The 25032-nt window shown below is 71.6% G+C and carries 23 protein-coding genes; 14 read left to right on the top strand and 9 right to left on the bottom strand.

All coding sequences use genetic code 11. The features are described 5' to 3' along the window. Window positions 1-103 precede the first annotated feature (103 nt). The 5 genes from SYYSPA8_RS30230 (at window position 104) to SYYSPA8_RS30250 (ending at window position 5115) form a co-directional block, all read left to right on the top strand. The gene (locus SYYSPA8_RS30230; RefSeq protein ID WP_003957010.1) at window positions 104-439 is read left to right on the top strand and encodes an RNA polymerase-binding protein RbpA; all 336 of its coding nucleotides are present in this window, start codon (window positions 104-106) and stop codon (window positions 437-439) included. Window positions 440-677: 238 nt separating this feature from the next. Continuing rightward, entirely contained in the window at window positions 678-2333 is a 1656-nt protein-coding gene (gene pgi, locus SYYSPA8_RS30235) for a glucose-6-phosphate isomerase (protein WP_323450571.1), read from the top strand. 60 nt (window positions 2334-2393) lie between these two features. Further along, window positions 2394-2942, top strand: a complete 549-nt coding sequence (locus SYYSPA8_RS30240) for a PH domain-containing protein (RefSeq protein ID WP_407706121.1) — start codon at window positions 2394-2396, stop codon at window positions 2940-2942. Then, window positions 2939-4501 carry a PH domain-containing protein gene (locus SYYSPA8_RS30245; protein ID WP_323450573.1) on the top strand — a complete coding sequence of 521 codons (1563 nt, stop codon included), beginning with the start codon at window positions 2939-2941 and terminating at the stop codon, window positions 4499-4501. Before SYYSPA8_RS30240 ends, SYYSPA8_RS30245 begins: the two co-directional genes overlap by 4 nt. Before the next feature lie 149 nt (window positions 4502-4650). Further along, window positions 4651-5115, top strand: a complete 465-nt coding sequence (locus SYYSPA8_RS30250) for a poly-gamma-glutamate hydrolase family protein (protein WP_323450574.1) — start codon at window positions 4651-4653, stop codon at window positions 5113-5115. 72 nt (window positions 5116-5187) lie between these two features. Here SYYSPA8_RS30250 and pgl read toward each other — a convergent pair whose 3' ends face one another. The 5 genes from pgl to tkt are packed head-to-tail and all read right to left on the bottom strand — an operon-like array spanning window position 5188 to window position 11820. Beyond that, window positions 5188-5979 (bottom strand): 6-phosphogluconolactonase, encoded by a 792-nt coding sequence (gene pgl / locus SYYSPA8_RS30255; protein ID WP_323450575.1) that lies wholly within the window; start codon window positions 5977-5979, stop codon window positions 5188-5190. Continuing rightward, window positions 5976-7025: a glucose-6-phosphate dehydrogenase assembly protein OpcA gene (gene opcA, locus SYYSPA8_RS30260; RefSeq protein ID WP_323450576.1), complete on the bottom strand. Its 1050-nt coding sequence runs from the start codon at window positions 7023-7025 to the stop codon at window positions 5976-5978. The genes pgl and opcA overlap by 4 nt, the downstream gene beginning before the upstream one ends. Continuing rightward, a complete protein-coding gene (zwf, locus tag SYYSPA8_RS30265; RefSeq protein ID WP_323450577.1) occupies window positions 7022-8551 on the bottom strand; it encodes a glucose-6-phosphate dehydrogenase in 1530 nt (509 codons plus the stop codon). The genes opcA and zwf overlap by 4 nt, the downstream gene beginning before the upstream one ends. A 6-nt stretch (window positions 8552-8557) precedes the next feature. Next, window positions 8558-9676, bottom strand: a complete 1119-nt coding sequence (gene tal / locus SYYSPA8_RS30270; protein WP_323450578.1) for a transaldolase — start codon at window positions 9674-9676, stop codon at window positions 8558-8560. Between the two features lie 56 nt (window positions 9677-9732). After that, window positions 9733-11820 (bottom strand): transketolase, encoded by a 2088-nt coding sequence (gene tkt, locus SYYSPA8_RS30275; protein WP_323450579.1) that lies wholly within the window; start codon window positions 11818-11820, stop codon window positions 9733-9735. 228 nt (window positions 11821-12048) lie between these two features. On the opposite strand from tkt, the gene SYYSPA8_RS30280 reads away from it, so the two are divergent. The 3 genes from SYYSPA8_RS30280 (at window position 12049) to SYYSPA8_RS30290 (ending at window position 14643) form a co-directional block, all read left to right on the top strand. Further along, window positions 12049-13071, top strand: coding sequence for a heme o synthase (locus SYYSPA8_RS30280; protein WP_407706114.1), 1023 nt, complete (start codon window positions 12049-12051; stop codon window positions 13069-13071). A gap of 87 nt (window positions 13072-13158) precedes the next feature. Next, window positions 13159-13479 carry a hypothetical protein gene (locus tag SYYSPA8_RS30285; RefSeq protein ID WP_323450581.1) on the top strand — a complete coding sequence of 107 codons (321 nt, stop codon included), beginning with the start codon at window positions 13159-13161 and terminating at the stop codon, window positions 13477-13479. Window positions 13480-13548: 69 nt separating this feature from the next. Next, window positions 13549-14643, top strand: coding sequence for an amidohydrolase (locus tag SYYSPA8_RS30290; protein WP_323450582.1), 1095 nt, complete (start codon window positions 13549-13551; stop codon window positions 14641-14643). A 106-nt stretch (window positions 14644-14749) separates the two neighbouring features. Here the strand turns inward: SYYSPA8_RS30290 and SYYSPA8_RS30295 are convergent, their stop codons facing one another. The 4 genes from SYYSPA8_RS30295 to SYYSPA8_RS30310 form a co-directional block, all read right to left on the bottom strand. Further along, window positions 14750-15742 carry a COX15/CtaA family protein gene (locus SYYSPA8_RS30295; protein WP_323450583.1) on the bottom strand — a complete coding sequence of 331 codons (993 nt, stop codon included), beginning with the start codon at window positions 15740-15742 and terminating at the stop codon, window positions 14750-14752. A gap of 7 nt (window positions 15743-15749) precedes the next feature. Further along, window positions 15750-17018, bottom strand: coding sequence for a hypothetical protein (locus SYYSPA8_RS30300; protein WP_323450584.1), 1269 nt, complete (start codon window positions 17016-17018; stop codon window positions 15750-15752). A 170-nt stretch (window positions 17019-17188) separates the two neighbouring features. Continuing rightward, on the bottom strand, window positions 17189-17956 hold the full coding sequence (locus SYYSPA8_RS30305) for an ABC transporter permease (protein WP_323450585.1): 768 nt from the start codon (window positions 17954-17956) through the stop codon (window positions 17189-17191). Continuing rightward, window positions 17953-18879, bottom strand: coding sequence for an ABC transporter ATP-binding protein (locus SYYSPA8_RS30310; RefSeq protein ID WP_323450586.1), 927 nt, complete (start codon window positions 18877-18879; stop codon window positions 17953-17955). Before SYYSPA8_RS30310 ends, SYYSPA8_RS30305 begins: the two co-directional genes overlap by 4 nt. A 360-nt stretch (window positions 18880-19239) precedes the next feature. Between SYYSPA8_RS30310 and SYYSPA8_RS30315 the strand changes: the two genes are divergently transcribed. The 6 genes from SYYSPA8_RS30315 to SYYSPA8_RS30340 all read left to right on the top strand — a co-directional run bounded on the left by SYYSPA8_RS30315 (window position 19240) and on the right by SYYSPA8_RS30340 (window position 25025). Then, window positions 19240-19977 (top strand): helix-turn-helix transcriptional regulator, encoded by a 738-nt coding sequence (locus SYYSPA8_RS30315; protein WP_323450587.1) that lies wholly within the window; start codon window positions 19240-19242, stop codon window positions 19975-19977. Continuing rightward, complete coding sequence (gene sufB / locus SYYSPA8_RS30320; protein WP_323450588.1) at window positions 19974-21395, top strand: Fe-S cluster assembly protein SufB; 1422 nt, start codon at window positions 19974-19976, stop codon at window positions 21393-21395. Before SYYSPA8_RS30315 ends, sufB begins: the two co-directional genes overlap by 4 nt. 106 nt (window positions 21396-21501) lie before the next feature. Further along, on the top strand, window positions 21502-22686 hold the full coding sequence (gene sufD / locus SYYSPA8_RS30325; protein ID WP_323450589.1) for a Fe-S cluster assembly protein SufD: 1185 nt from the start codon (window positions 21502-21504) through the stop codon (window positions 22684-22686). Continuing rightward, a complete protein-coding gene (locus tag SYYSPA8_RS30330) occupies window positions 22683-23000 on the top strand; it encodes a non-heme iron oxygenase ferredoxin subunit (RefSeq protein ID WP_323450590.1) in 318 nt (105 codons plus the stop codon). The genes sufD and SYYSPA8_RS30330 overlap by 4 nt, the downstream gene beginning before the upstream one ends. Window positions 23001-23007: 7 nt before the next feature. Next, the gene (gene sufC / locus SYYSPA8_RS30335) at window positions 23008-23772 is read left to right on the top strand and encodes a Fe-S cluster assembly ATPase SufC (protein ID WP_323450591.1); all 765 of its coding nucleotides are present in this window, start codon (window positions 23008-23010) and stop codon (window positions 23770-23772) included. Beyond that, window positions 23769-25025, top strand: coding sequence for a cysteine desulfurase (locus SYYSPA8_RS30340; protein WP_323450592.1), 1257 nt, complete (start codon window positions 23769-23771; stop codon window positions 25023-25025). Before sufC ends, SYYSPA8_RS30340 begins: the two co-directional genes overlap by 4 nt. Window positions 25026-25032: the final 7 nt, after the last annotated feature.

Here is a 25032-nt window from a genome sequence, read left to right on the forward strand (position 1 = left end):
AACTCCAATCCCTGGACGAGCGTTGGGCCTTACGTAGACTGGGGCACCGCGGCCCGGCCGCTGTGAGACGCCGTACAGCACCATCACGCAGGGAGTTACGACCGTGGCAAGTGGCAACGCGATCCGGGGAAGCCGGGTCGGGGCGGGGCCGATGGGCGAGGCCGAGCGCGGCGAGTCCGCGCCACGTCTGCGCATCTCCTTCTGGTGCTCCAACGGGCACGAGACACAGCCGAGCTTCGCCAGCGATGCACAGGTCCCGGACACCTGGGACTGCCCGCGCTGTGGATTCCCGGCCGGACAGGACCGGGACAATCCGCCGGACCCGCCGCGCACCGAGCCGTACAAGACGCATCTCGCGTACGTACGGGAACGGCGCAGCGACGCGGACGGCGAGGCGATTCTCGCCGAGGCCCTGGCGAAACTGCGGGGCGAGATCTAATCATTGGGCTCCGGCCGGGCACCCTCGCGGTGCCCGGCCGGACGCTTTTCGCCGTCGGGTCGCGGGCTTTCGCCGTCGTGTCGCGCTCTTTCGGCCACCGCGCCGTGCCCGCCGGACTATTCCCGCTTCGCTCTCAGCCGACGCCGCCCCCGGCTCACCTCGTCGCCCCTTCTGATCAATTAGGTTGGGGACGACGGGCCGGCAGGGCAGTGACGACAAGAAGTGAGCTGATGTCCGAGTGAACACAGGCGGCCGTACCAGGCTCCACCAGTTGCCCGAGTGGATCGCGCTGGGCAACCACCGCGAGCGGCTGGGGCAGACCCATCTGCGGGACCTGTTCGCCGCCGACCCGCAGCGCGGCGGCGACTACACCCTCCGGGTCGGTGACCTGCGGATCGACTACTCCAAGAACCTGGTCACCGAGGAGACGCTGACGCTGCTGCGCGCACTGGCGCGGGCGACGGACGTGGCCGGACTGCGGGACGCCATGTTCCGCGGTGACAAGATCAACACCACCGAGGACCGCGCCGTCCTGCACACCGCGCTGCGCGCCCCCCGGAGCGCCGTGATCGAGGTCGACGGCGAGAACGTGGTCCCCGGCGTCCACCGGGTCCTGGACCGGATGGCCGGCTTCTCCGAGCGGGTCCGCACCGGCGAGTGGACCGGTCACACCGGCCGGCCGATCCGCAATGTCGTCAACATCGGTATCGGCGGCTCCGACCTCGGTCCGGCGATGGCGTACGAGGTGCTGCGCCCCTGGGCCGCGCGCGAGCTGACCGTCCGCTTCGTCTCCAACGTGGACGGCGCCGATCTGTACGAGGCGCTGCGCGGCCTGGACCCGGCGGAGACCCTGTTCGTCGTCGCGTCCAAGACCTTCACCACGATCGAGACCGTCACCAACGCCACCTCCGCCCGCGACTGGCTGCTCACCGGTCTGAACGCGGGTCAGGAGGCCGTGGCCCGGCACTTCGTGGCCCTCTCCACCAACGCGGAGAAGGTCGCCGACTTCGGCATCGACACGGCGAACATGTTCGAGTTCTGGGACTGGGTCGGCGGGCGCTACTCGTTCGACTCCGCCATCGGGCTCTCGCTGATGATCGCGATCGGCCCGGAGCACTTCCGGGAGCTGCTGGAGGGCTTCCACCTCGTCGACGAGCACTTCAGGACCGCGCCCGCCGAGGACAACGCCCCGCTGCTGCTGGGGCTGCTCGGGATCTGGTACGGGGCGTTCTTCGACGCGCAGTCGCACGCGGTGCTGCCGTACTCGCACTATCTGAGCAGGTTCACCGCCTATCTCCAGCAGCTCGACATGGAGTCCAACGGCAAGTCCGTGACCCGTGACGGGCAGCCGGTCGAGTGGCAGACCGGCCCGGTGGTCTGGGGCACGCCCGGCACCAATGGCCAGCACGCCTACTACCAGCTGATCCACCAGGGGACCAAGGTCATCCCGGCCGACTTCATCGGCTTCGGCCGCCCGGTCGCCGCGCTGCCCCCCGCTCTCGCGGCCCAGCACGATCTGCTGATGGCCAACTTCTTCGCCCAGACCCAGGCACTGGCCTTCGGGAAGACCGCCGACGAGGTACGGGCCGAGGGGGTGGCGGAGGAGCTGGTGCCGCACCGGACCTTCCACGGCAACCACCCGACCACCACGATCCTCGCCGACGGGCTGACGCCCTCCGTCCTCGGCCAGCTGATCGCCCTCTACGAGCACAAGGTGTTCGTCCAGGGCGCCGTCTGGGACATCGACTCCTTCGACCAGTGGGGTGTCGAACTGGGCAAGGTGCTCGCCCGGAAGATCGAGCCCGTACTCACCGGGGAGGTCGGGCACACCGAAGAGTTGGACAGCTCGACCGCCGCGCTCGCCACCGCCTACCGCGCCCTGCGCGGGCGCTGAGCCGGCAGTCCCAGAGGGACGGGAACGGGACGGGACATGACGACGGCGGGGGACGGGCCCATGGGAACGGCGGGCATACCGGAGACGACCGTGCCACAGAGGGAGAAGGGGGAGCAGGGGACGGCGGTACGGCTCCGGGCGCCCGCCAACGCCCTCGACCGGCGGGTCGTCGCCTGGTGGACGACCCGGTCCCTGACCGTCACCACCGCGCTCGCCGGCGTCCTCGCGGCCCTGGGCTGGCTGATCGGCCCCGCGCGGACCTGGCTCGCGGTCCTCGCCGCGGCCGTCGCCGCCCTCGGTCTCCTCGTGGCCCTGGCCGTCCCCCGCTGGCGCTACCGGGTGCACCGCTGGGAGGTCACCGACGAGGCCGTCCACGTACGGTCCGGGGCGTTCTGGCAGGAGTGGCGGATCGCGCCGATGTCCCGGATCCAGACCGTCGACACCCGCCAGGGCCCGCTGGAGCGGCGGTTCCGGCTGGCCACGGTCGTCGTCACCACCGCCTCCTCCAAGGGCGCCGTCACCGTCGAGGGACTGGACCACGAGGTGGCCGACGAGCTGGCGCGCCGGCTCACCCGGATCACGCGGGCGACCCCCGGCGACGCCACATGAGCGCCGCCGGGCCCGAAGCACCCGACGCCGCCGAAGCCGATGAGGGCTGGCGGCGGCTGGACGGGCGCGCCCCCCTGGTCGCCGGGGCCGTCATGACCTCCGTGGCCGCCGGTGTCTGTCCCCCCGTCGCCCTGCTCCTCCTGGACACCCGCTGGGTCGGCGGCCCCGCCACCACCCTGGCCCTGCTGCTGACCGGCGCGGTCCTGCTGATCCTCGGCGGGGCCGCCGCCGAAGCCCTCCGGCTGCGCCGGACCCGCTACCGCGCCGGACCCGGCGTGGTCGAGCTGCACAGCGGCATCCTCCTGGTCAACCGGCGCTCCCTGGCCCGCGAACGGATCCGTACGGTCGACCTCTCCGCCCACCCGCTGCTCCGCCTCCTCGGCCTGGTCAAGGTCCGGATCGGCACCGGGGAACGGGCCGGCAGCGGCACACCCACCCTGGAGCTGAACCCGGTCTCCCGCGCCGAGGGCGAAAGGCTCCGCCGCGAGCTGCTGGGCCGCGGCGGGGCCGCCGTACCCGGCGCCGACCACGAGGGCCCGCTCGCCGCCCTGGACCCCCGGTGGATCCGCTACGCCCCGCTCTCCTTCGTCGCCCCGACCCTGGGCTTCGCGGCGGCCGGCGCGGTCATGCAGGTCAGCGACTGGTTCGGCCAACAGGGCGAGGTCATCGAACGGGTCGGCGACCTCTTCCGGGGCACCTCCGTCCTCACCATGGTGCTGGTGCTCCTGCTGGCGGCCCTCCTCGCCGGAGTCGTCGGCTCCCTCGGCCTCTGGGTCGAGATGTGGTGGCACCACCGGCTGGAGCGCGAACCCGGCGGCACCCTCCGGGTCCGGCGGGGGCTGTTCACCACCCGGTCGATATCCCTGGAGGAGAACCGGCTGCGCGGCGTCGAACTCGTCGAGCCGCTGGGCGTACGGCTCGCGGGCGCCGCCCGGGTGGACGCGGTCGCCGTCGGCGTGGGCGGCGGGAGCGACGACGAGACCGCCGATCTGCATGTCCTGCTGCCCGCCGCGCCCCGGGCCGTCGCCGAGGCCGTCGCCGCCCGGGTGCTGCGGGAGCCGGCCGCCCCCACGGCCCTGCCGCTGACCGCGCACCCCCGGGCGGCCCGTGACCGCCGGCTGCGCTGGGCGCTCTCGGCCGTCCTGGTCCCCCTCGCCGCGCTCGCCGCCCTCGGTCTCTGGCTCACCCCCGTCCTCCTGTGGACCGCCGGGGCGCTCGCACTGGTGGCGCTGCCCCTGGCCGTGCTCCTCGCCCTGGACGCGTACCGCTCCCTCGGGCACGGCGCCGACGGCGCGTTCCTGCTCGTACGCTCCGGCACCTTCCGCCGTTCCACCGTGGTGCTCCGGCGGGACGGGGTCATCGGCTGGGTGATCCGCCAGTCCGTCTTCCAGCGCCGCGCGGGGGTGCTCACGCTGACGGCGACGACGGCCGCCGGGGCCGGGGGGTACGCGGTGCGCGACGCGGACGCGGGCGAGGGGCTGGCGTTCGCGGCGGACGCGGTGCCGGGGCTGCTGGCGCCGTTCCTGGAGCCACCGCCGCGCCCCGCGCCCCGCGCCTGAACACCACGCCCACCGGGCCCACCACGTACACCGAGCTGTACACCAAGTACCCGAACGGGGAGCGGGACGGTACTTTCGCCCGCCGCTACAAGCGCCACGGACATCTCGACAACTCGCTCAGCGAGAAGTTCGACTTCCCCCGCACCTCGGTGCTGGCGCCGCACGGCGGTGGCATCGAGGCCGGTACCTCCGAGATCGCTCTCGCCGTCGCCGGCTACCGTGCCGACAGCCCGCTCGAACCCGTCGCCGCGAACGCCCCCGTCTACGACTACTGGATGTTCGAGGGGCTCCTCACCGGGGACAACCACAGCACGCTGCACGTCACCTCGTCGGGCTGCGACGACCCCATCGCCCTGTCCATAGCGGGCGGCAACTTGAACGCGCTCAGCATCCACGGCTGTACCGAGAAGGCCGCGGGGGTCGCCGAAACCGAACTTGCCGTGGTCGTCGGCGGCCTCAACCAGACGTTCAAGCGGTACCTGATCGAGGAGATCGAGGAGGGGTGCTTCACCCGGGCCCTGCGGCCCTCCAACCCGAGCGTCAACTTCACGCCCTTCGTGACGGCCGTGCGCACCGCCATCACCCGGATCGAGGCGGGGCAGAAGCAGCTCTGACCCGCCGTCCCCCGGGCGTACGAAGGGGCCCGGCACGCCACTGACGGCGTACCGGGCCCCTTCGGGTGTCGCTCAGGCGGACGCCGGAGGGTAGAGCCCGCGCGGCAGTTCGCTCGCGGCGGCCGCGTCCAGCAGCCACAGCGTGCGGCTGCGGCCGCGCGCGCCCGCCGCCGGGGCCTGGATCTCGCCCGCGCCCGAGAGCGCGATCGCCACGGCCTTCGCCTTGTCCTCGCCGGCCGCCAGCAGCCAGACCTCGCGCGCCGCGCGGATCGCCGGCAGCGTCAGGGAGATCCGGGTCGGCGGCGGCTTGGGCGCTCCGTGCACCCCGACCACCGTGCGCTCGGTCTCCCGGACCGCCGGCAGCTCGGGGAAGAGCGAGGCCACATGGGTGTCCGGGCCGACGCCCAGCAGCAGGACATCGAAGACCGGCACCGGGCCGTGGTCCTCCGGGCCCGCCGCCGCGGCCAGCTCGGCCGCGTACGCGGCGGCCGCCGCGTCGGCGTCGCCGGTGGTCCCGCCGTACACCCCGTCCGACGCGGGCATCACATGCACCCGTGCCGGATCCACCGGAACGCTGTCGAGCAGCGCCTCGCGGGCCTGCGTCGCGTTGCGCTCGGGGTCGCCGTCCGGCAGGAACCGTTCGTCGCCCCACCACAGGTCGAGCCGCTGCCAGTCGACGGCGTCCCGGGCCGGGGAGGTCCCGAGGGCGGCCAGCAGCGCGTTGCCGTTGCGCCCGCCCGTCAGGACCACCGAGGCCGAGCCCCGCGCGGACTGCGCGTCCACGATCCGGGTGATCAGCCGGGCCGCCGCGGCCTGCGCCATCAGCTCCTTGTCCCGGTGGACCACCAGCTGGGGGGTGCTCACGCGGTCGCCGCCCTCTTGGCCGGGGCCTTCTTCGCGGCCTTCTTCGCCGGGGCCCCGGCGTCGTCGGCCGCCGCGTCGGCGACCGGCTCGGGCGCTGCGGGCGCCGGGGAGACCGGGTCCGCCTCGTTGAGCCGGTCCACCCCGTACCGCAGGGCCGAGGCGTAGGTGTCGTCCGGGTCGAGCCGGCGCAGTTCCTCCGCGATCAGCTCGGCGGTCTCGCGCCGCTTGAGCGCCACCGCGCGGTCCGGCTGCCCCTGGATGGAGAGGTTCGCCAGCGAACCGTCCGCCCGGTCCAGGACGATCGGGCCGCAGTTGGTCTCCAGCCGTACGGCGGTCAGCCCCGGCCCCGCGGACAGGGCCCGCGACACCGGCACGCCGAGGCGGTCCGCCAGCCACATGGCCAGCAGCTCCACGCTCGGGTTGAACTCCTCGCCCTCCACCTCGACCGCGTTGACCCGGCACGTCACCTGGTCCAGCGCGGCGGCGAGCATCGAGCGCCAGGGCGTGATCCGGGTCCAGGACAGGTCCGTGTCGCCGGGGGTGTACGCCTCGGCGCGCGCCGACAGTTCGCGGATCGGCTGCTCGGAGGCGTAGGTGTCGGTCACCCGGCGCTGGGCGAGCGCGCCCAGCGGGTCCTTCGCCGGGTCCAGCGGCGCGTTCACCGGCCACCAGACGACGACCGGCGCGTCGGGCAGCAGCAGCGGCAGCACGACCGACTGGGCGTGCTCGCTGACCTCCCCGTACAGCCGCAGGATCACCGTCTCGCCGGTGCCGGCCTCGGCGCCGACGCGGACCTCGGCGTCCAGGCGGGCCTGCGCCCGGGCCCGGGGGGTGCGCGAGACCCGCTTGATGACCACGAGGGTGCGCGAGGGGTGCTCGCGGGACGCGTCGTTGGCCGCCTTCAGGGCGTCGTACGCGTTCTCCTCGTCCGTGACGATGACCAGCGTGAGGACCATGCCGACGGCGGGGGTGCCGATCGCCCGGCGCCCCTGCACCAACGCCTTGTTGATCTTGCTGGAGGTGGTGTCCGTAAGGTCGATCTTCATGGCCGACGCCAGCTCCGTCCGTCTCGTGCGAGCATTTCGTCCGCCTCGATGGGGCCCCAGGTCCCCGACGCGTACTGCGCGGGCTTGCCGTTCTTCTCCCAGAAGGCCTCGATCGGGTCGAGGATCTTCCAGGACAGCTCCACCTCCTCCACCCGGGGGAAGAGGTTGGAGTCGCCGAGCAGCACATCGAGGATGAGCCGCTCGTACGCCTCCGGGCTGGACTCCGTGAAGGACTCGCCGTAGGCGAAGTCCATCGACACGTCCCGCACCTCCATCGAGGTGCCCGGGACCTTGGAGCCGAAGCGCAGGGTCACGCCCTCGTCCGGCTGGACCCGGATGACCAGGGCGTTCTGCCCCAGCTCCTCGGTCGCGGTGTGGTCGAAGGGGGAGTGCGGCGCCCGCTGGAAGACCACCGCGATCTCGGTGACCCGGCGGCCCAGACGCTTGCCCGTCCGCAGATAGAACGGCACCCCGGCCCAGCGCCGGTTGTCGATCCCCAGCTTGATGGCGGCGTACGTGTCGGTCTTGGAGGACGGGTCGATGCCCTCCTCCTGGAGGTAGCCGACGGCCTTCTCGCCGCCCTGCCACCCGGCCGCGTACTGCCCGCGCACGGTGGTCTCGCCCAGGTCGGCCGGGAGCCGCACCGCGCCCAGGACCTTGACCTTCTCCGCCGCGAGCGCGTCCGCGTCAAAGGAGGCGGGCTCCTCCATCGCGGTCAGCGCCAGCAGCTGGAGCAGATGGTTCTGGATGACGTCGCGGGCGGCGCCGATGCCGTCGTAGTACCCGGCCCGGCCGCCGATGCCGATGTCCTCGGCCATGGTGATCTGGACATGGTCGACGTAGGACCGGTTCCAGATCGGCTCGAAGAGGGTGTTGGCGAACCGGAGCGCCAGGATGTTCTGGACGGTCTCCTTGCCCAGGTAGTGGTCGATCCGGAAGACCTCGTTCGAGGGGAAGACCTCATGGACGACCTGGTTCAGCTCCTTGGCGGACGCCAGGTCGTGCCCGAACGGCTTCTCGATGACCGCGCGGCGCCAGGAACCTTCCTTCTCGGCCAGTCCGTGCTTCTTGAGCTGCTGGACGACCTTGGGGAAGAACTTCGGCGGCACCGAGAGGTAGAAGGCGAAGTTGCCGCCCGTGCCCTGGGCCTGGTCCAGCTCGGTGATGGTCTTCTTCAGGGTCTCGAAGGCGTCGTCGTCGTCGAAGTCGCCCTGGACGAAACGCATCCCCTGGTTGAGCTGCTGCCAGACCTCCTCCCGGAAGGGGGTACGGGCGTGCTCCTTGACGGCCTCGTACACCTCCTGGGCGAAGTCCTCGTCCTGCCATTCACGGCGGGCGAAACCGATGAGGGAGAAACCTGGGGGCAGCAGACCGCGGTTGGCCAGGTCGTAGACCGCGGGCATCAGCTTCTTGCGGGAGAGATCGCCGGTGACACCGAAGATCACCAGGCCCGACGGCCCCGCGATGCGCGGGAGCCGTCGGTCTGCGGCGTCACGAAGCGGGTTGGCTTCGCCAGTACCGGACAAGGTGGTTCAGCCCTCCGAAGGGGCGAGGCGCTTGAGCTCCGCCTCGGTCGACTTGAGCAGATCGTTCCAGGACGCCTCGAACTTCTCGACGCCCTCGTCCTCCAGCAGCTGCACGACCTCGTCGTACGCGATGCCGAGGGCCTCGACGGCCGCCAGCTCCGCACGCGACTGCTCGTACGTGCCGCGCACCGTGTCACCGGTGATCACACCGTGGTCGGCGGTGGCCTGGAGGGTGCCCTCCGGCATGGTGTTGACCGTGCCCGGGGCCACCAGCTCGTCCACGTACAGGGTGTCCTTGTACGCCGGGTCCTTCACACCGGTCGACGCCCACAGCGGACGCTGGCGGTTGGCACCCGCCCGGTCCAGAGGGGCCCAGCGCTCCGATGAGAAGACCTCCTCGTACGCCTCGTAGGCCAGCCGGGCGTTGGCCAGACCGGCCTTGCCGCGCGCGGCCTTCGCCTCGTCGGTGCCCAGGGCGTCGATGCGCTTGTCGATCTCCGTGTCCACCCGGGAGACGAAGAAGGACGCCACCGAGTGGATCTTCGAGAGGTCGAGCCCGCGCTCCTTGGCCTTCTCCAGACCGGCCAGGTAGGCGTCCATCACCGCGCGGTAGCGCTCCAGCGAGAAGATCAGCGTCACATTGACGCTGATGCCCAGGCCGATGGTCTCGGTGATGGCCGGCAGACCGGCCTTGGTCGCCGGGATCTTGATCAGGGTGTTGGGGCGGTCCACCAGCCAGGCCAGCTGCTTGGCCTCGGCCACCGTCGCCGCCGTGTGGTGGGCGAGCCGGGGGTCGACCTCGATCGAGACCCGGCCGTCCAGGCCGCCGGTCGCGTCGAAGACCGGCCGCAGGATGTCGGCGGCGTCCCGGACGTCCGCCGTGGTGATCATGCGAATGGCCTCGTCGACCGTGACCCTGCGGGTCGCCAGCTCGGTGAGCTGCTGCTCGTAGCCGTCGCCGCCGGAGATCGCCTTCTGGAAGATCGACGGGTTGGTCGTCACACCGACCACATGCTGCTGGTCGATCAGCTCGGCCAGATTGCCCGAGGTGATCCGCTTGCGCGACAGGTCGTCGAGCCAGATCGCGACGCCCTCGTCGGAGAGGCGCTTGAGTGCGTCTGTCATAAGAGTCTGCATCTCCTGCTGGAACATGTATGCGTGGATGTATCGGCTGTTCAGCGTCAGCGCGCTGCGGCGGCCAGAGATTCCCGGGCGGCGGCGGCGACGGCGTCGGCGGTGAAGCCGAACTCGCGGAAGAGGACCTTCCCGTCGGCCGAGGCACCGAAGTGCTCCAGCGAGACGATGCGGCCCGCGTCCCCGGTGTACCGGTGCCAGGTCAGCCCGATGCCGGCCTCGACCGCGACCCGCGCCCTGACGGCCGGCGGCAGCACCGCGTCCCGGTACTCCTGGTCCTGCTCCTCGAACCACTCCACCGACGGCATCGAGACCACCCGCGTGGGCACGCCCTCGGCCTGGAGCCGCTCCCGCGCCTCGACGGCGAGCTGCACCTCCGAACCGGTACCGATCAGCACGACCTCCGGCGCTCCGCCGTCGGCCTCGAACAGCACGTACCCGCCGCGTGCCGCGTCCTCGTTGCGCGCGTAGGTCGGCACGCCCTGACGCGTCAGCGCCAGCCCGTGCGGGGCACCCACTCCGAACTTCTTGGTGTACCGCTTGAGGATCTCGCGCCAGGCGATCGCCGTCTCGTTGGCATCCGCCGGACGGACGATGTTCAGCCCCGGGATGGCCCGCAGCGACGCCAGGTGCTCCACCGGCTGGTGGGTCGGGCCGTCCTCGCCCAGACCGATCGAGTCGTGCGTCCACACGTACGTCACCGGCAGGTGCATCAGCGCCGACAGCCGCACCGCGTTGCGCATGTAGTCCGAGAACACCAGGAAGGTGCCGCCGTAGATGCGCGTGTTGCCGTGCAGCGCGATGCCGTTCATGACCGCGGCCATCGAGTGCTCGCGGATGCCGTAGTGGACGGTGCGCCCGTACGGGTCGGCCTCGGGCAGCGGGTTGCCCACCGGCAGGAACGACGACGTCTTGTCGATGGTGGTGTTGTTCGAGCCGGCCAGGTCGGCGGAGCCGCCCCACAGCTCGGGCACCACCGCGCCCAGCGCCTGGAGGACCTTGCCGGAGGCGGCACGCGTGGCGACGCCCTTGCCCGGCTCGAACTCCGGCAGCTTCTCCTCCCAGCCCGCCGGCAGCTCGCCCGCGCGGATCCGGTCGAACGTGGCGGCGCGCTCCGGATTGGCGGTGCGCCAGGCGGCGAAGGTCTTCTCCCACTCGCCCTTGGCCTCACGGCCCCGGTCCAGCGCCTGCCGGGTGTGCCCGATGACCTCGTCGGAGACCTCGAAGCTCTGCTCCACGTCGAAGCCCAGCACCCGCTTGGTGGCCGCGACCTCCTCGTCGCCCAGCGCCGAGCCGTGCGCGGCCTCGGTGTTCTGCGCGTGCGGCGCGGGCCAGGCGATGATGGAGCGCGCGGCGATGAAGGAGGGACGCTCCGTCTCCTCCCGCGCCGCCTTCAGCGCCCGGTACAGACCCGCCGGGTCCAGGTCGCCGTTGGCCTGCTGCTCCACCCGCTGGACGTGCCAGCCGTACGCCTCGTACCGCCCCAGGGTGTCCTCGGAGACGGCCGTCTCCGTGTCGCCCTCGATCGAGATGTGGTTGTCGTCCCACAGCAGCACCAGATTGCCCAGCTTCTGGTGCCCGGCGAGCGACGACGCCTCGGCCGAGATGCCCTCCTGGAGGCAGCCGTCACCGGCGATGGCCCAGATGGTGTGGTCGAACGGCGAGGTGCCCGCCGGCGCCTCCGGGTCGAACAGGCCGCGCTCGTAGCGGGCGGCCATCGCCATGCCCACGGCGTTGGCGACACCCTGGCCCAGCGGCCCGGTGGTCGTCTCCACCCCCGTGGTGTGGCCGTACTCCGGGTGGCCGGGGGTCTTCGAACCCCAGGTGCGGAACGCCTTCAGATCGTCCAGCTCCAGGCCGTACCCGGCCAGGTAGAGCTGGATGTAGAGCGTCAGTGACGAGTGGCCGGCGGACAGGACGAAACGGTCACGGCCGGTCCAGTCCGCGTCGGCGGGGTCGTGGCGCATGAGCTTCTGGAAGAGCACATACGCGGCGGGGGCCAGGCTCATGGCCGTACCGGGGTGGCCGTTGCCGACCTTCTGTACGGAATCCATGGCCAGGACGCGGGCGGTATCGACGGCCCGCTGGTCCAGATCGGTCCAGTCGAGGTCTGTGGTGGTCGGCTCGGTGCTCACCCTGGGTCAGGGCTCCTCTCCACATGCTCCATGTCGTGTTTCCCGGCGGCGCAAGGAGCCACCGGGCGTTGTCGAGCCTACCCGCGACACGGCGCACGGCCCCTCCGCGACAGTGGTCCCCGGGGCCGCGGACCGCCGCTCAACACGACCCCACCCCCGTGCGGAGCGACACGGGGGCAGCCTCTACAGTGGCGTCGTACGCGCAAGTCATTAACCGGGCCTTCATGTATGTCCGCATGCGGCCAGGACTTGCTGGAGTCTCTGTCAGGGGTGTGCGTGACGGCCGTCGAATCCCGTCCAGTGGGTGGGGACATCTCTCATACCCACGGGGCCGCGGGGGAACTCGGGACGAGCCCCGGCCGCCGGTCGTTCGGCGCTCGCGTCATGGGGTTCGTGGCGCTGACCAAGCCGCGGATCATCGAACTGCTGCTCATCACCACAGTGCCGGTGATGTTCCTCGCCGCGCAAGGGGTACCGGACCTCACCCTGGTCCTCGCGACCTGCTTCGGCGGCTATCTCTCCGCTGGCGGCGCCAACGCGCTCAACATGTACATCGACCGCGACATCGACGCGCTGATGGACCGCACCTCGCAGCGCCCGCTGGTCACCGGCCTGATCTCGCCCCGTGAAGGCCTGGTCTTCGGCCTCTCCCTCGCGGTGGTCTCGACCCTCTGGTTCGGCCTCACCGTCAACTGGCTCTCCGCCTGGCTGGCGCTCGGCGCGCTCCTCTTCTACGTCGTCGTCTATACGATGATCCTCAAGCGGCGCACCTCGCAGAACATCGTCTGGGGCGGCATCGCGGGCTGTATGCCGGTGCTCATCGGCTGGTCGGCCGTGACGAACTCGGTCTCCTGGGCCGCCGTCGTCCTCTTCCTCGTCATCTTCTTCTGGACGCCGCCGCACTACTGGCCGCTCTCCATGAAGGTCAAGGAGGACTACGCCCGGGTGGGCGTGCCGATGCTGCCGGTCGTCGCCTCCAACAAGGTGGTCGCCCGCCAGATCGTCCTCTACAGCTGGGTGATGGTCGCCGTCTCCCTGCTGCTCACCCCGATGGGCTACACCGGCTGGTTCTACACGACGGTCGCGCTGGCCGCCGGCGGCTGGTGGCTCTGGGAGGCGCACGCCCTCCAGAACCGGGCCAAGGCGGGTGTGACGGGCGGCAAGCTCAAGGAGATGCGCCTGTTCCACTGGTCCATCACCTATGTGTCGCTGCTCTTCGTGGCCGTGGCGGTCGACCCCTTCCTGCGCTGACGCCTTCTCGCCCGGTGCCCCGGGCCGTGGCCGCCGTCACCCTCCCCGGCCATGGCCCCCGGCTCTACCCGCGAGTAGCATCCGATCATGGCAGACACCAAGCACGCCGAGCGCAGGGCCGCCAGGCTGGCGCGTGAGATCACCGCGTTCGCCGGGGCCCACGGCGGCGCCGAGGGACAGCTCGCGTACATCGGCCAGGCCGGCACCCGGATCGTCCTCGTCGGCGCCGACGGCGCCTGGGGCGACCTGGTCGCCCCCACCCACGACATCGCGGCGGCCGCCGCCGAGAAGGCCGGACTCACCCTGAGGGAAGCCTTCGACGGCGAGATGGCCGCCAAGGTCCGTACCGGCCCCTACGAGTGGACCCGGATGGCGGGCATCCAGGTCGGTGGCCCCTCCAACGGGTGACCCAAACCCGGGCGGGGTACCACTGCTGACGATCGCGCACGCGCCGTCGCCGCCGACCGGGGAGCCCCGATGATCGACACACCGAGCCTCGTGGACCAGCACTGCCACGGCGTGCTCCGCAGCGAACTGGGCCTCGGCACCTTCGAGGCACAGCTCTCCCCCACGGGGGCCCCGCCCGCGCCCGGCACCACCTTCTTCGACACCCAGACCGGGTTCGCCGTACGCCGCTGGTGCCCGCCGCTCCTCGGTCTGGAGCCGCACTGCGCCCCGGCCCGCTATCTCGCCCGGCGGCGCGAGCTGGGCGCGACCGAGACGGCCCGGCGGCTGCTGCGCGGCAGCGGCATCGGCGTCCATCTGGTCGACACGGGCCTGGCCGGGGATCTCACCCCGCCGCCCGAGCTGGCGGCGATGGCAGCGGCCGAGACCCATGAGATCGTCCGGCTGGAACCACTGCTCAGGACCGTCGCCGACCGCTCCGGCACGGTCGGCGAACTCCTCTCGGGACTCGCCGGGGCCGTGCACGCGGCCGCCGCGACCGCCGTGGCCTTCGCCTTCTCCGCGGTGGTACGGGCCGAACTCGCCACGATGCCGGGGCCGCCCGGCCCCGGGGAGGTACGCCGGGCCGCCGGGCACTGGCTCGCCGCCCGGCACCCGGGGGACACCCCCGACCCGGTCCTGTTACGCCACGCGCTGTGGACGGCCGTCGGCTCCGGCCGCCCGGTCCAGCTCCACCTGGGCGACGCGGACCCGATGCCCCTCGCGGACCTCGCCGCCGCGACGGCGGGCGCCGGAGGCCCGCTGATCCTGCTCCACGGCTCCCCGCACCACCGGGCCGCCGCCCGGCTCACCGGGCTCTTCCCCCATGTGTACGCGGATCTGGGCACCGCGCTCGCCACCACCGGGGCACGGGCCGCCGCCGTGCTCGCCGAGACCCTGGAACTGGCCCCCTTCGGCAAGCTCCTCTTCTCCAGCGGCGCCCGGGGCCTGCCGGAGCTGCACGTCGTGGCCGCCCGGCTGTTCCGCGAGGCGGTGGGCCGGGTCCTCGGCGGCTGGGTCGCGGACGGGGCCTGGTCGGCCCGGGACGCCGAACGGGTCGCCGGGCTGCTCGCGGCGGGCAACGCCCGCCGGGTCTACGGACTGACGGCTCAGGGCCCGCCGGGGTGAGCAGCGCGCCGGTGTCGTCATCGGCCTGGGGCGGCGGTCGGCCCGGGGACGACCCGGGCACGCGTACGAGCACGGGCTGCTCGGGGTGGACCGGCGCCCGGAGGGCTCAGACGCGGGACAGCTCCGGGCCCGCCGGAGCGGGCATCTCGGCCGCCGGGGCCGCCGGGCGCTCGCGCACGCTCAGCAGCAGCCGCACCACCGCGATCCACATCAGCGCGGAGCCCAGCATGTGCGCGCCCACCAGGATCTCGGGGACCCCGGTGAAGTACTGGAGATAGCCGATCCCGCCCTGCGCCAGCAGCACGATCAGCAGATCACGGGTGCGCGCCCGGATGTCGTCCGGCGCGGCCACCGACCGCAGGACGAGCCACATCGCGACGGCGAGCGCGCAGACCACCCACGCCGACGCGGCGTGCAGCTGCGCCGCCTTGGCCCAGTCCCACGGCATCCGGGCGATGTCGCTGCTGTCGCCGGCGTGCTTGCCCGCGCCGGTCACCGCCGTACCCAGGACGATCAGCAGACCGGAGACGACGGTGATGGCCCACGCCAGCCGGCCGACCGCGCGCGGCACCCGGGGCCGGGCGGCCCCGTCGCCCTCGCCCGTGCGGTGCCAGGTCATCACGGCCACCGTGAGCAGCGCGTTCGCGAGGAGGAAGTGGCCCGCCACCGTCCAGGGGTTGAGACCGGCCCAGACGGTGATGCCGCCCAGCACCGCGTTGCTCATGACGATCCAGAACTGCGCCCAGCCCATCCGGGTGAGCGAGCGGCGCCGGGGCTTCTCGGAGCGGGCGGCGATGATCGCCCAGCCCACGGCGGCCGACAGCACATAGGTCAGCATCCGGTTGCCGAACTCGATCGCGCCGTGCAGCCCCTGCTCGGGTGTGGCGAAGAGGCTGTCGTCCGTGCACTTGGGCCAGGTGTCGCAGCCGAGACCGGAACCGGTCAGCCGGACCGCGCCACCGGTGACGATGATGACGACAGTCATCACGACTGCGGAGAGCGCGGCCCGCCGGACCGTGGCGGGGGCGGGCGTCCAGCGCCGGGCGATGTGGGCGAGGGGGGTCTGCACGCGCTCCATCGTAGGACGGGTCTTGTGCATGTTTTCACTAGGGGGGCGGTTGCGGTGTGCCGCGCGGTGCGAGCCCGCCGTCGGCGTACGTCCCCGGGGGCAGTCCGGGGCCGTGCGGCGGCGTGTGGGTACGGCGGAAACACGCCCCCTCCGGGCGGCCCTCGTCCTCCCACCAGACGGCGATCCGCCAGTGCGTGGCCTCCCCGGGCCGGTCGGGCCCGGTCAGCAGGGCGTCCGTCAGCTCCGCCGCCACCTCGGCCGCGCTGCGGTCGGTGACCGCGTCCATGCCGCGCCAGGGGTACGGCATCGGGGTCCACGGGGTGTCCGGCGCGGCGCGGGTGTCGAACCGCCAGACCGCGCGCCAGCAGTGGGCCCGCAGGATCCGGGCCACCTCGGCGGGGGGTACCCGCAGCTCCCGGGCGATCGTCCCCTGGGCGACGCCCGCGACCCGTGCCGCCACCACCGCCAGCGGCAGCAGCCGTTCGGGCAGCAGGTCCTCGGCCCGCAGCCGGGTCAGGCCGCCCTGGAAACGGCACCGCCGCAGCCGCCGGGTGAGCTGGTCGGAGAGGTGCTCCAGCGTGTTCGCGTGGCGGGAGCCGGCCATACCGGGGAGCGGGTCGTCGGCGGTGTCGGTGCCGTCGGTGTCGTCGGTGGTGTCCGTGCCCTGCCCCTGCCCCCGCCCTCGCTCCTGTTCCTGTTCCTGGAGGGCTTCGAACTCCCGCTCCGCCCGCACCGCCCAGGCCACCGCCGTCACCGGGTCGCCCAGCTCCTCCAGACGGTCGCCGAGGAAGGCGCGGGCCTGCGCGAGTCCTTCGCGGTTGCGTGGATCGCCGCTGTCCAGGCCCTCCCAGACCGCCAGGGCCCGCCGGGTCGCGTCCAGCGCCGCGAGCCCGTCCGCCCGGGCGCCGGCGGGCGGCCGCTCACCCCGCTCCGGGAAGGCGTAGCGCGGCAGCCCCAGTTCGTCGCTGAGCGGTTCGGCGAGGTAGACGGCCTGGCTGAGCAGGGCCCGCGCGTACCACCGGGCGTGCTCCTCGTCATGCCGGGCCGGTCCGGCACAACGGCGGATCGCCTCGGCGACCGCGCGCAGCGCCTTCGCCCGGCGGCCCGCGTCGAAGTGGTGCCGGGCGAGGTCCGCGTAGCGCAGGCTCAGCCGGGCGGTGAGGTCGGGATCGTTCGTGGCGTGCGGGGTGAGGGCCGATATCAGGTCGAGCAGCATCCGCTCGCGCTCACCGGGCGGCACTCCCGCCCGCCCGGTCCTGACCTTGGTCCACTCCGCGTCCAGCCGCAGTGCGGCGGTGCGCTCCATCGGGCCTCCCTGCGCCGGGCGCGCGGACCGGCCCCACCAAGGCCGATCTTGCGCAGGCTCATACTGGCGCGGGTGCGGGCCGCCGGGGAAGACTCCGGCGCCGTGCGCCGCTCACTCCCCGAGGCCGGGGAACTCCCCAAGGACGGGGAACTCCCGGCGGCCGGGACGGGTCACTCCCAGCGGAAGAAGCGGGCCGCCGCCGCGAGCGAGGCCACCGCCCAGGCCGTCAGCAGGCCCAGCGCGCCCCAGGGCAGCGACTGCCCGTCCTGGAGGACGTCGCGCAGCCCGTCCGAGAGGGCGGAGATCGGCAGCAGGGAGAGCACCTGCTCGGCCCCGTCCGGGAACCGGTCCAGGGGCACGATCACCCCGCCGCCCATGAGCAGCAGCAGGAAGACCAGGTTGGCGGCGGCGAGCGTCGCCTCGGCCCGCAGGGTGCCGGCCATCAGCAGCCCCAGTCCGCTGAACGCTGCGGTGCCGAGCGCGAGCAGCAGCAGGACGGAGAAGGGGTCACCGGCCGGGGACCAGCCGAGCGCCAGCGCGATCGCGGTCAGCAGGGCTATCTGGAGCAGTTCGGTGATGAGCACCGACAGCGTCTTCGCGCACATCAGGCCCCAGCGGGGGAGCGGCGAGGCGCCGAGCCGCTTGAGGACCCCGTACCGCCGCTCGAAGCCGGTGGCGATGGCCTGGCCGGTGAAGGCGGTGGACATCACCGCGAGGGCGAGCACCCCCGGGGCGAGGAAGTCGACGGGCTCCTTCGAGCCGGTGTCCACGATGTCGACGGTGGAGAAGAGGACGAGCAGCAGCGACGGGATGACGATGGTGAGCAGCAGCTGTTCGCCGTTGCGCAGCAGCATCTTCGTCTCGAACGCGGTCTGTGCCGCGATCATGCGCCCGACCGGGGCCGCGCCCGGCCGGGGGGTGAACGTACCGGCGGTCATCCGCGCAGCTCCTTGCCCGTGAGTTCCAGGAAGACGTCCTCCAGCGTGTGGCGCTCGACCGAGATCCGGTCGGGCATGACTCCGTGCTGCGCGCACCAGGAGGTGACGGTCGCCAGCAGCTGGGGGTCGACGCTGCCGGTGATCCGGTATCCGCCGGGGGCGGGTTCGTCGGCGCCGCTGCCGTCGGGCAGGGCCTTGAGCAGGGAGGAGAGGTCGAGTCCCGGGCGTCCGGTGAACCGCAGGGTGTTCTCGGCGCCGCCCCGGCAGAGCTGCTCGGGGGTGCCCCGGGCGATGACCCGGCCGGCGTCGATGATGGCGATGTCGTCGGCCAGCTCCTCCGCCTCGTCCATGGCGTGGGTGGTGAGGACGGTGGAGACGCCGTCGGCGCGCAGTTCGCGCACGAGTTCCCAGGTGGCGCGGCGGGCCTGTGGGTCGAGTCCGGCGGTGGGCTCGTCCAGGAAGACCAGTTCCGGCCGGCCGACGAGGGCCATCGCCAGGGAGAGCCGCTGCTGCTGGCCGCCGGAGAGCCGGCGGAAGGGGGTGCGGCCGCAGCCGTCGAGTCCGAGCCGCTCGATGAGGGAGTCCACGTCGAGGGGGTGGGCGTGCAGCTTCGCCATATGGCGGAGCATGTCGCCGGCGCGGGCCGTGGTGTAGACGCCGCCGGACTGGAGCATGACACCGACCCGGGCGCGGAGCCGGGGCGCGTCGGCGACGGGGTCGAGCCCGAGGACGCGCACGGTGCCCGCGTCGGGGCGGCGGTAGCCCTCGCAGGTCTCGATGGTGGTGGTCTTGCCGGCTCCGTTGGGGCCGAGGACGGCGGTGACCCGGCCCTGGTCGACGTCGAGATCGAGGCCGTCGACGGCGGTCTTGGAGCCGTACCGCTTGACCAGGCCCTGGATCTGGACGACGGACTCGCTACGCATGCCGGGAAGTCTAGGCGGGCGCCCGGACCGTCCCGGTCGCGCCCCCGCACCGGCCGGATCGCGCCCCCGGGCGCCCGCCCGCGCCCCGCCCCCGCGCTGATTGTTTTTATGGTTTTCCCCGTCGTGCCCTCGTCGCGTCCCCGTGACGGACGCTTGAGCGCCGCTTTTTCCACGGGGTCGCCGAGCCGTTTTCCGGCCCAGGGTCCGCAGGTCCGACGGGTGGGAATGTTGGCAGGTCACAGCCTGTTTCAGCAGGTTACTGAGGGGAGCCTTCGTTAGGTGACCCTAAGTGACGAAGCGCACCGCGCAAGGGGCCTTCGACGGTTGTCACGCTCACGGGAATTACGCAACAATGGCGTTGTGAAAAACGTTGGCGAGGCCCCGAGGGAGGACTTCGCGACCGGTTCGCGCACCGATCATCCGACGCGCAACCGGGTCGCGCGGTCCATCCTGGATCACGGCCCGTCCACCGTCGCGGACCTCGCGGCACGGCTCCGCCTCACTCAGGCGGCCGTCCGCCGGCATCTCGACACCCTGGTGGCCGAGACCATGGTCGAAGCCCGTGAGCAGCGGGTCTACGGCGCCCGGACCCGGGGCCGCCCGGCCCGGGTCTTCGCGCTGACCGCCTGCGGCCGGGACGCCTTCGACCAGTCGTACGACTCGCTGGCCGTCGACGCCCTCCGCTGGATCGAGCGGCACGCGGGCGGGGAGGCGGCGGTCGCCGCCTTCGCCCGGGAGCGCGCCGAGGCCCAGGCGGGCCCCTATCGCGAGGCCGTCGACGCGGCGGCCCCCGGGGAGCGGACGGAGGCCCTGGCGAAAGCCCTGAGCGCCGACGGGTACGCTGCTACAGCGCGTAGCGCTCCCAGCCCTCAGCAGGGCGAGCAGCTCTGTCAGCACCACTGTCCGGTCGCCCATGTCGCCGAGCAGTACCCGCAGCTGTGCGAGGCGGAGACCGAGATCTTCTCCCGTCTGCTCGGGACCCATGTGCAGCGTCTGGCCACCATCGCCCACGGTGACGGTGTGTGTACGACGTTCATTCCGCGCAGCACCACAACCCCATCAGCATCTGCCAGCACGGCCGGGAGGAACCCCGCATGACTCTCCCCACGGAGACTGCCCACCCCGAACTTGAAGGGCTGGGTACGTACGAATTCGGCTGGGCCGACTCCGACGCGGCGGGCGCCGCCGCCAAGCGCGGTCTGTCCGAGGAGGTCGTACGTGACATCTCGGCGAAGAAGAACGAGCCGGAGTGGATGCTGAAGCTGCGCCTCAAGGGTCTGCGGCTGTTCGACAAGAAGCCCATGCCGAGCTGGGGCTCCGACCTCTCCGGCATCGACTTCGACAACATCAAGTACTTCGTCCGCTCCACCGAGAAGCAGGCGGCGTCCTGGGAGGACCTCCCCGAGGACATCAAGAACACCTACGACAAGCTGGGCATCCCGGAGGCCGAGAAGCAGCGTCTCGTCGCCGGTGTCGCCGCCCAGTACGAGTCCGAGGTCGTCTACCACCAGATCCGTGAGGACCTGGAGGAGCAGGGCGTCATCTTCCTGGACACCGACACGGCGCTCAAGGAGCACCCGGAGCTGTTCCAGGAGTACTTCGGCACCGTCATCCCGGTCGGCGACAACAAGTTCGCGTCGCTGAACACGGCCGTGTGGTCCGGTGGCTCCTTCATCTACGTCCCCAAGGGCGTGCAGGTCGACATCCCGCTCCAGGCCTACTTCCGTATCAACACGGAGAACATGGGCCAGTTCGAGCGGACGCTGATCATCGTGGACGAGGACGCCTACGTCCACTACGTCGAGGGCTGCACCGCCCCGATCTACTCCTCGGACTCGCTGCACAGCGCCGTCGTGGAGATCATCGTCAAGAAGGGCGGCCGCTGCCGCTACACGACCATCCAGAACTGGTCGAACAACGTCTACAACCTGGTCACCAAGCGCGCCGTCGCCTACGAGGGCGCGACCATGGAGTGGGTCGACGGCAACATCGGCTCCAAGGTGACGATGAAGTACCCGGCCGTCTACCTGATGGGCGAGCACGCCAAGGGCGAGACCCTGTCCATCGCCTTCGCGGGCGAGGGCCAGCACCAGGACGCCGGCGCCAAGATGGTCCACATGGCCCCGAACACCTCGTCCAACATCGTCTCCAAGTCGGTGGCGCGCGGCGGCGGCCGTACCTCCTACCGCGGTCTGATCGAGATCGGCGAGGGCGCCCCGGGCTCGAAGTCCAACGTGCTCTGCGACGCGCTGCTCGTGGACACGATCTCCCGGTCGGACACCTACCCCTATGTCGACGTCCGCGAGGACGACGTCTCGATGGGCCACGAGGCGACGGTCTCCAAGGTCTCCGAGGACCAGCTCTTCTACCTGATGAGCCGGGGCATGACGGAGTTCGAGGCGATGGCGATGATCGTGCGCGGCTTCGTCGAGCCGATCGCCAAGGAACTGCCGATGGAGTACGCGCTGGAGCTGAACCGGCTGATCGAGCTCCAGATGGAGGGCTCGGTCGGCTGACCCCGGCCGCAGCGGTGGGGCGGAGCCCGACAGCGGGCTGCCCGCCCCACCGACGAGAAGTCCCCTAGACGTGACCAGAAGGCAGAGAGAGAGCACGACGACAGCCATGGCTGAGGCTCAGAACATTCCGGCCGGATCCACCACCGCCGGCGCGATCGCGGTGGCCGCCGAGTCGACCGTCGCCACCCGTATGAGTGCGCCCCCGTCGTTCGACGTGGCGGACTTCCCGGTCCCGCACGGCCGCGAGGAGGAGTGGCGCTTCACTCCGCTGGAGCGGCTGTCCGGCCTGCACGACGGCACCGCCGTCGCCACCGGCGACGGCGTCAAGGTCGCGGTGGAGGCCCCCGAGGGCGTCACCGTCGAGACCGTCGACCGGGACGACGCCCGCCTCGGCCGGGCCGGCACCCCCGTCGACCGGATCGCGGCCCAGGCGTACACCTCCTTCGCGCAGGCGTCGGTCGTCACCGTCGCCAGGGAAGCCGTGCTCACCGAGCCGATCCGGATCACCGTCCGGGGCGAGGGCGGCGTGGCCTACACCCACCAGGTGGTGGAGCTGGGCGCGTTCGCCGAGGCCGTGGTCGTCATCGACCACACCGGTGACGCCGTGCTCGCCGCCAACGTCGAGTACGTCCTCGGCGACGGCGCCAAGCTGACCGTCGTCTCCGTCCAGGACTGGGACGACAAGGCCGTCCACGTGGGTCAGCAGGACGCGCTGATCGGCCGGGACGCCACCTTCAAGTCCGTGATCGTCACCTTCGGCGGCGATCTGGTCCGGCTGCACCCCCGGGTCACCTACGCGGCCACCGGCGGCGAGGCCGAGCTGTTCGGCCTCTACTTCACCGACGAGGGCCAGCACCAGGAGCACCGCCTGCTGGTCGACCACAACCAGCCGCACAACAAGTCCAACGTGGTCTACAAGGGCGCGCTCCAGGGCGAGGGCGCGCACGCGGTATGGATCGGCGATGTGCTGATCCGGGTCGCCGCCGAGGGCACCGACACCTACGAGATGAACCGGAACCTCGTCCTCACGGACGGCGCGCGGGTCGACTCCGTGCCCAACCTGGAGATCGAGACCGGCGAGATCGTCGGCGCCGGGCACGCGTCCGCGACCGGCCGCTTCGACGACGAGCAGCTGTTCTACCTGATGGCCCGGGGCATCCCGGAGCAGGAGGCCCGCCGTCTCGTCGTCCGTGGCTTCTTCGCCGAGCTGGTCCAGCAGATCGGTGTGCCGGATGTCGAGGAGCGCCTGATCGCCAAGATCGATGAGGAGCTGGAGGCGTCGGTCGCATGAGCTTCGTCCGCGTCTGCTCTCTGAGCGAGCTGGAGGACTCCACCCCCAACCGGGTGGAGATCGACGGCACGCCCGTCTCGGTCGTGAAGACCGAGGGCGAGGTCTTCGCGATCCACGACATCTGCTCGCATGCGAACGTCTCGCTGTCCGAGGGCGAGGTGGAGGACTGCCAGATCGAGTGCTGGCTGCACGGCTCCGCCTTCGACCTCCGTACCGGCAAGCCGTCCGGGCTGCCCGCGACGCGCCCCGTCCCCGTATACCCCGTCAAGATCGAAGGGGACGATGTGCTCGTCTCCATCACCCAGGAGTCCTGAGTCACCCATGGCAACGCTTGAAATCCGCGACCTGCACGTCTCCGTCGAGGCCGAGAACGGCCCCCGGGAGATCCTCAAGGGCGTCGACCTGACCGTGAAGCAGGGCGAGACCCACGCCATCATGGGCCCCAACGGCTCCGGCAAGTCGACCCTGGCGTACTCGCTCGCCGGTCACCCCAAGTACACGATCACCGGCGGTCAGGTCACCCTGGACGGCGAGGACGTGCTGGAGATGAGCGTCGACGAGCGCGCCCGCGCCGGCGTCTTCCTCGCCATGCAGTACCCGGTCGAGGTCCCGGGTGTCTCGGTCTCCAACTTCCTGCGCACCTCCGCCACCGCCATCCGTGGCGAGGCGCCCAAGCTGCGCACCTGGGTGAAGGAGGTCCGGGAGGCCATGGAGCGGCTGAACATGGACCCCGCCTTCGCCGAGCGCAACGTCAACGAGGGCTTCTCCGGCGGTGAGAAGAAGCGCCACGAGATCCTTCAGCTGGAGCTGATGAAGCCGAAGATCGCGATCCTGGACGAGACGGACTCCGGCCTGGACGTCGACGCGCTGCGCATCGTCTCCGAGGGCGTCAACCGCGTCCGCGAGTCCGGCGAGGTCGGCACCCTCCTGATCACGCACTACACGCGTATCCTCCGTTACATCAAGCCTGACCACGTGCATGTCTTCGCCAACGGGCGCATCGCCGAGTCCGGCGGCCCCGAGCTGGCCGACAAGCTGGAGGCGGAGGGCTACGAGGCCTATGTGAAGGGTGGCGCATCTTCGTGACACAGCTGCCGGGCCTCCTCGACACCGAGGCGATCCGCAAGGACTTCCCGATCCTCGACCGGGTGATCCACGGAGACAAGAAGCTGGTCTACCTGGACAGCGCGGCCAGCTCGCAGAAGCCGCGCCAGGTGATCGACGCCCTCAGCGAGTACTACGAGCGCCACCACGCCAATGTGCACCGGGGCATCCATGTACTCGCCGACGAGGCCACGGCGCTCTACGAGGGCGCCCGGGACAAGGTCGCGGCCTTCATCAACGCGCCCAGCCGCGATGAGGTGATCTTCACCAAGAACGCCTCGGAGTCGCTGAACCTGGTCGCGAACATGCTCGGCTGGGCGGACGAGCCCTACCGCGTCGACCGTGACACCGAGATCGTCATCACGGAGATGGAGCACCACTCCAACATCGTGCCGTGGCAGCTGCTCGCGCAGCGCACCGGCGCGAAGCTGAAGTGGTTCGGGCTGACCGACGACGGCCGGCTCGACCTCTCGCACATCGAAGAGGTCATCACCGAGAAGACGAAGATCGTCTCCTTTGTCCTGGTCTCCAACATCCTGGGCACCGTCAACCCGGTCGAGGCCATCGTGCGCCGCGCCCAGGACGTCGGCGCGCTGGTACTGATCGACGCCTCGCAGGCGGCCCCGCACGCCCCGCTGGACGTGCAGGCCCTCGGCGCGGACTTCGTGGCCTTCACCGGTCACAAGATGTGCGGTCCGACCGGCATAGGCGTGCTCTGGGGCCGGCAGGAGCTGCTGGAGGACCTTCCTCCGTTCCTCGGCGGCGGCGAGATGATCGAGACCGTGTCGATGAACTCGTCCACCTACGCCCCCGCGCCGCACAAGTTCGAGGCCGGTACGCCGCCGATCGCCCAGGCCGTCGGCCTCGGCGCGGCCGTGGACTACCTCAACGCCATCGGCATGGAGAAGATCGCGGCGCATGAGCACGCGATCACCGAATACGCGGTCAGGCGCCTCCAGGAAGTCCCCGACCTGCGGATCATCGGCCCCGTCTCGGCCGAGGACCGGGGCGCGGCGATCTCCTTCACGCTGGGGGACATCCACCCCCACGACGTGGGCCAGGTCCTGGACGAACAGGGCATCGCGGTCCGTGTCGGCCACCACTGCGCACGGCCGGTCTGCCTGCGGTACGGAATTCCCGCGACCACGCGGGCGTCGTTCTATCTGTACTCCACGCCCGGCGAGGTCGACGCGCTGATCGACGGGCTGGAACACGTCCGTCAGTTCTTCGGGTAGAGCGGGG

Source organism: Streptomyces yaizuensis, from assembly GCF_034961445.1.
In the GTDB taxonomy this organism is placed as follows: Bacteria; Actinomycetota; Actinomycetes; order Streptomycetales; family Streptomycetaceae; genus Streptomyces; species Streptomyces yaizuensis.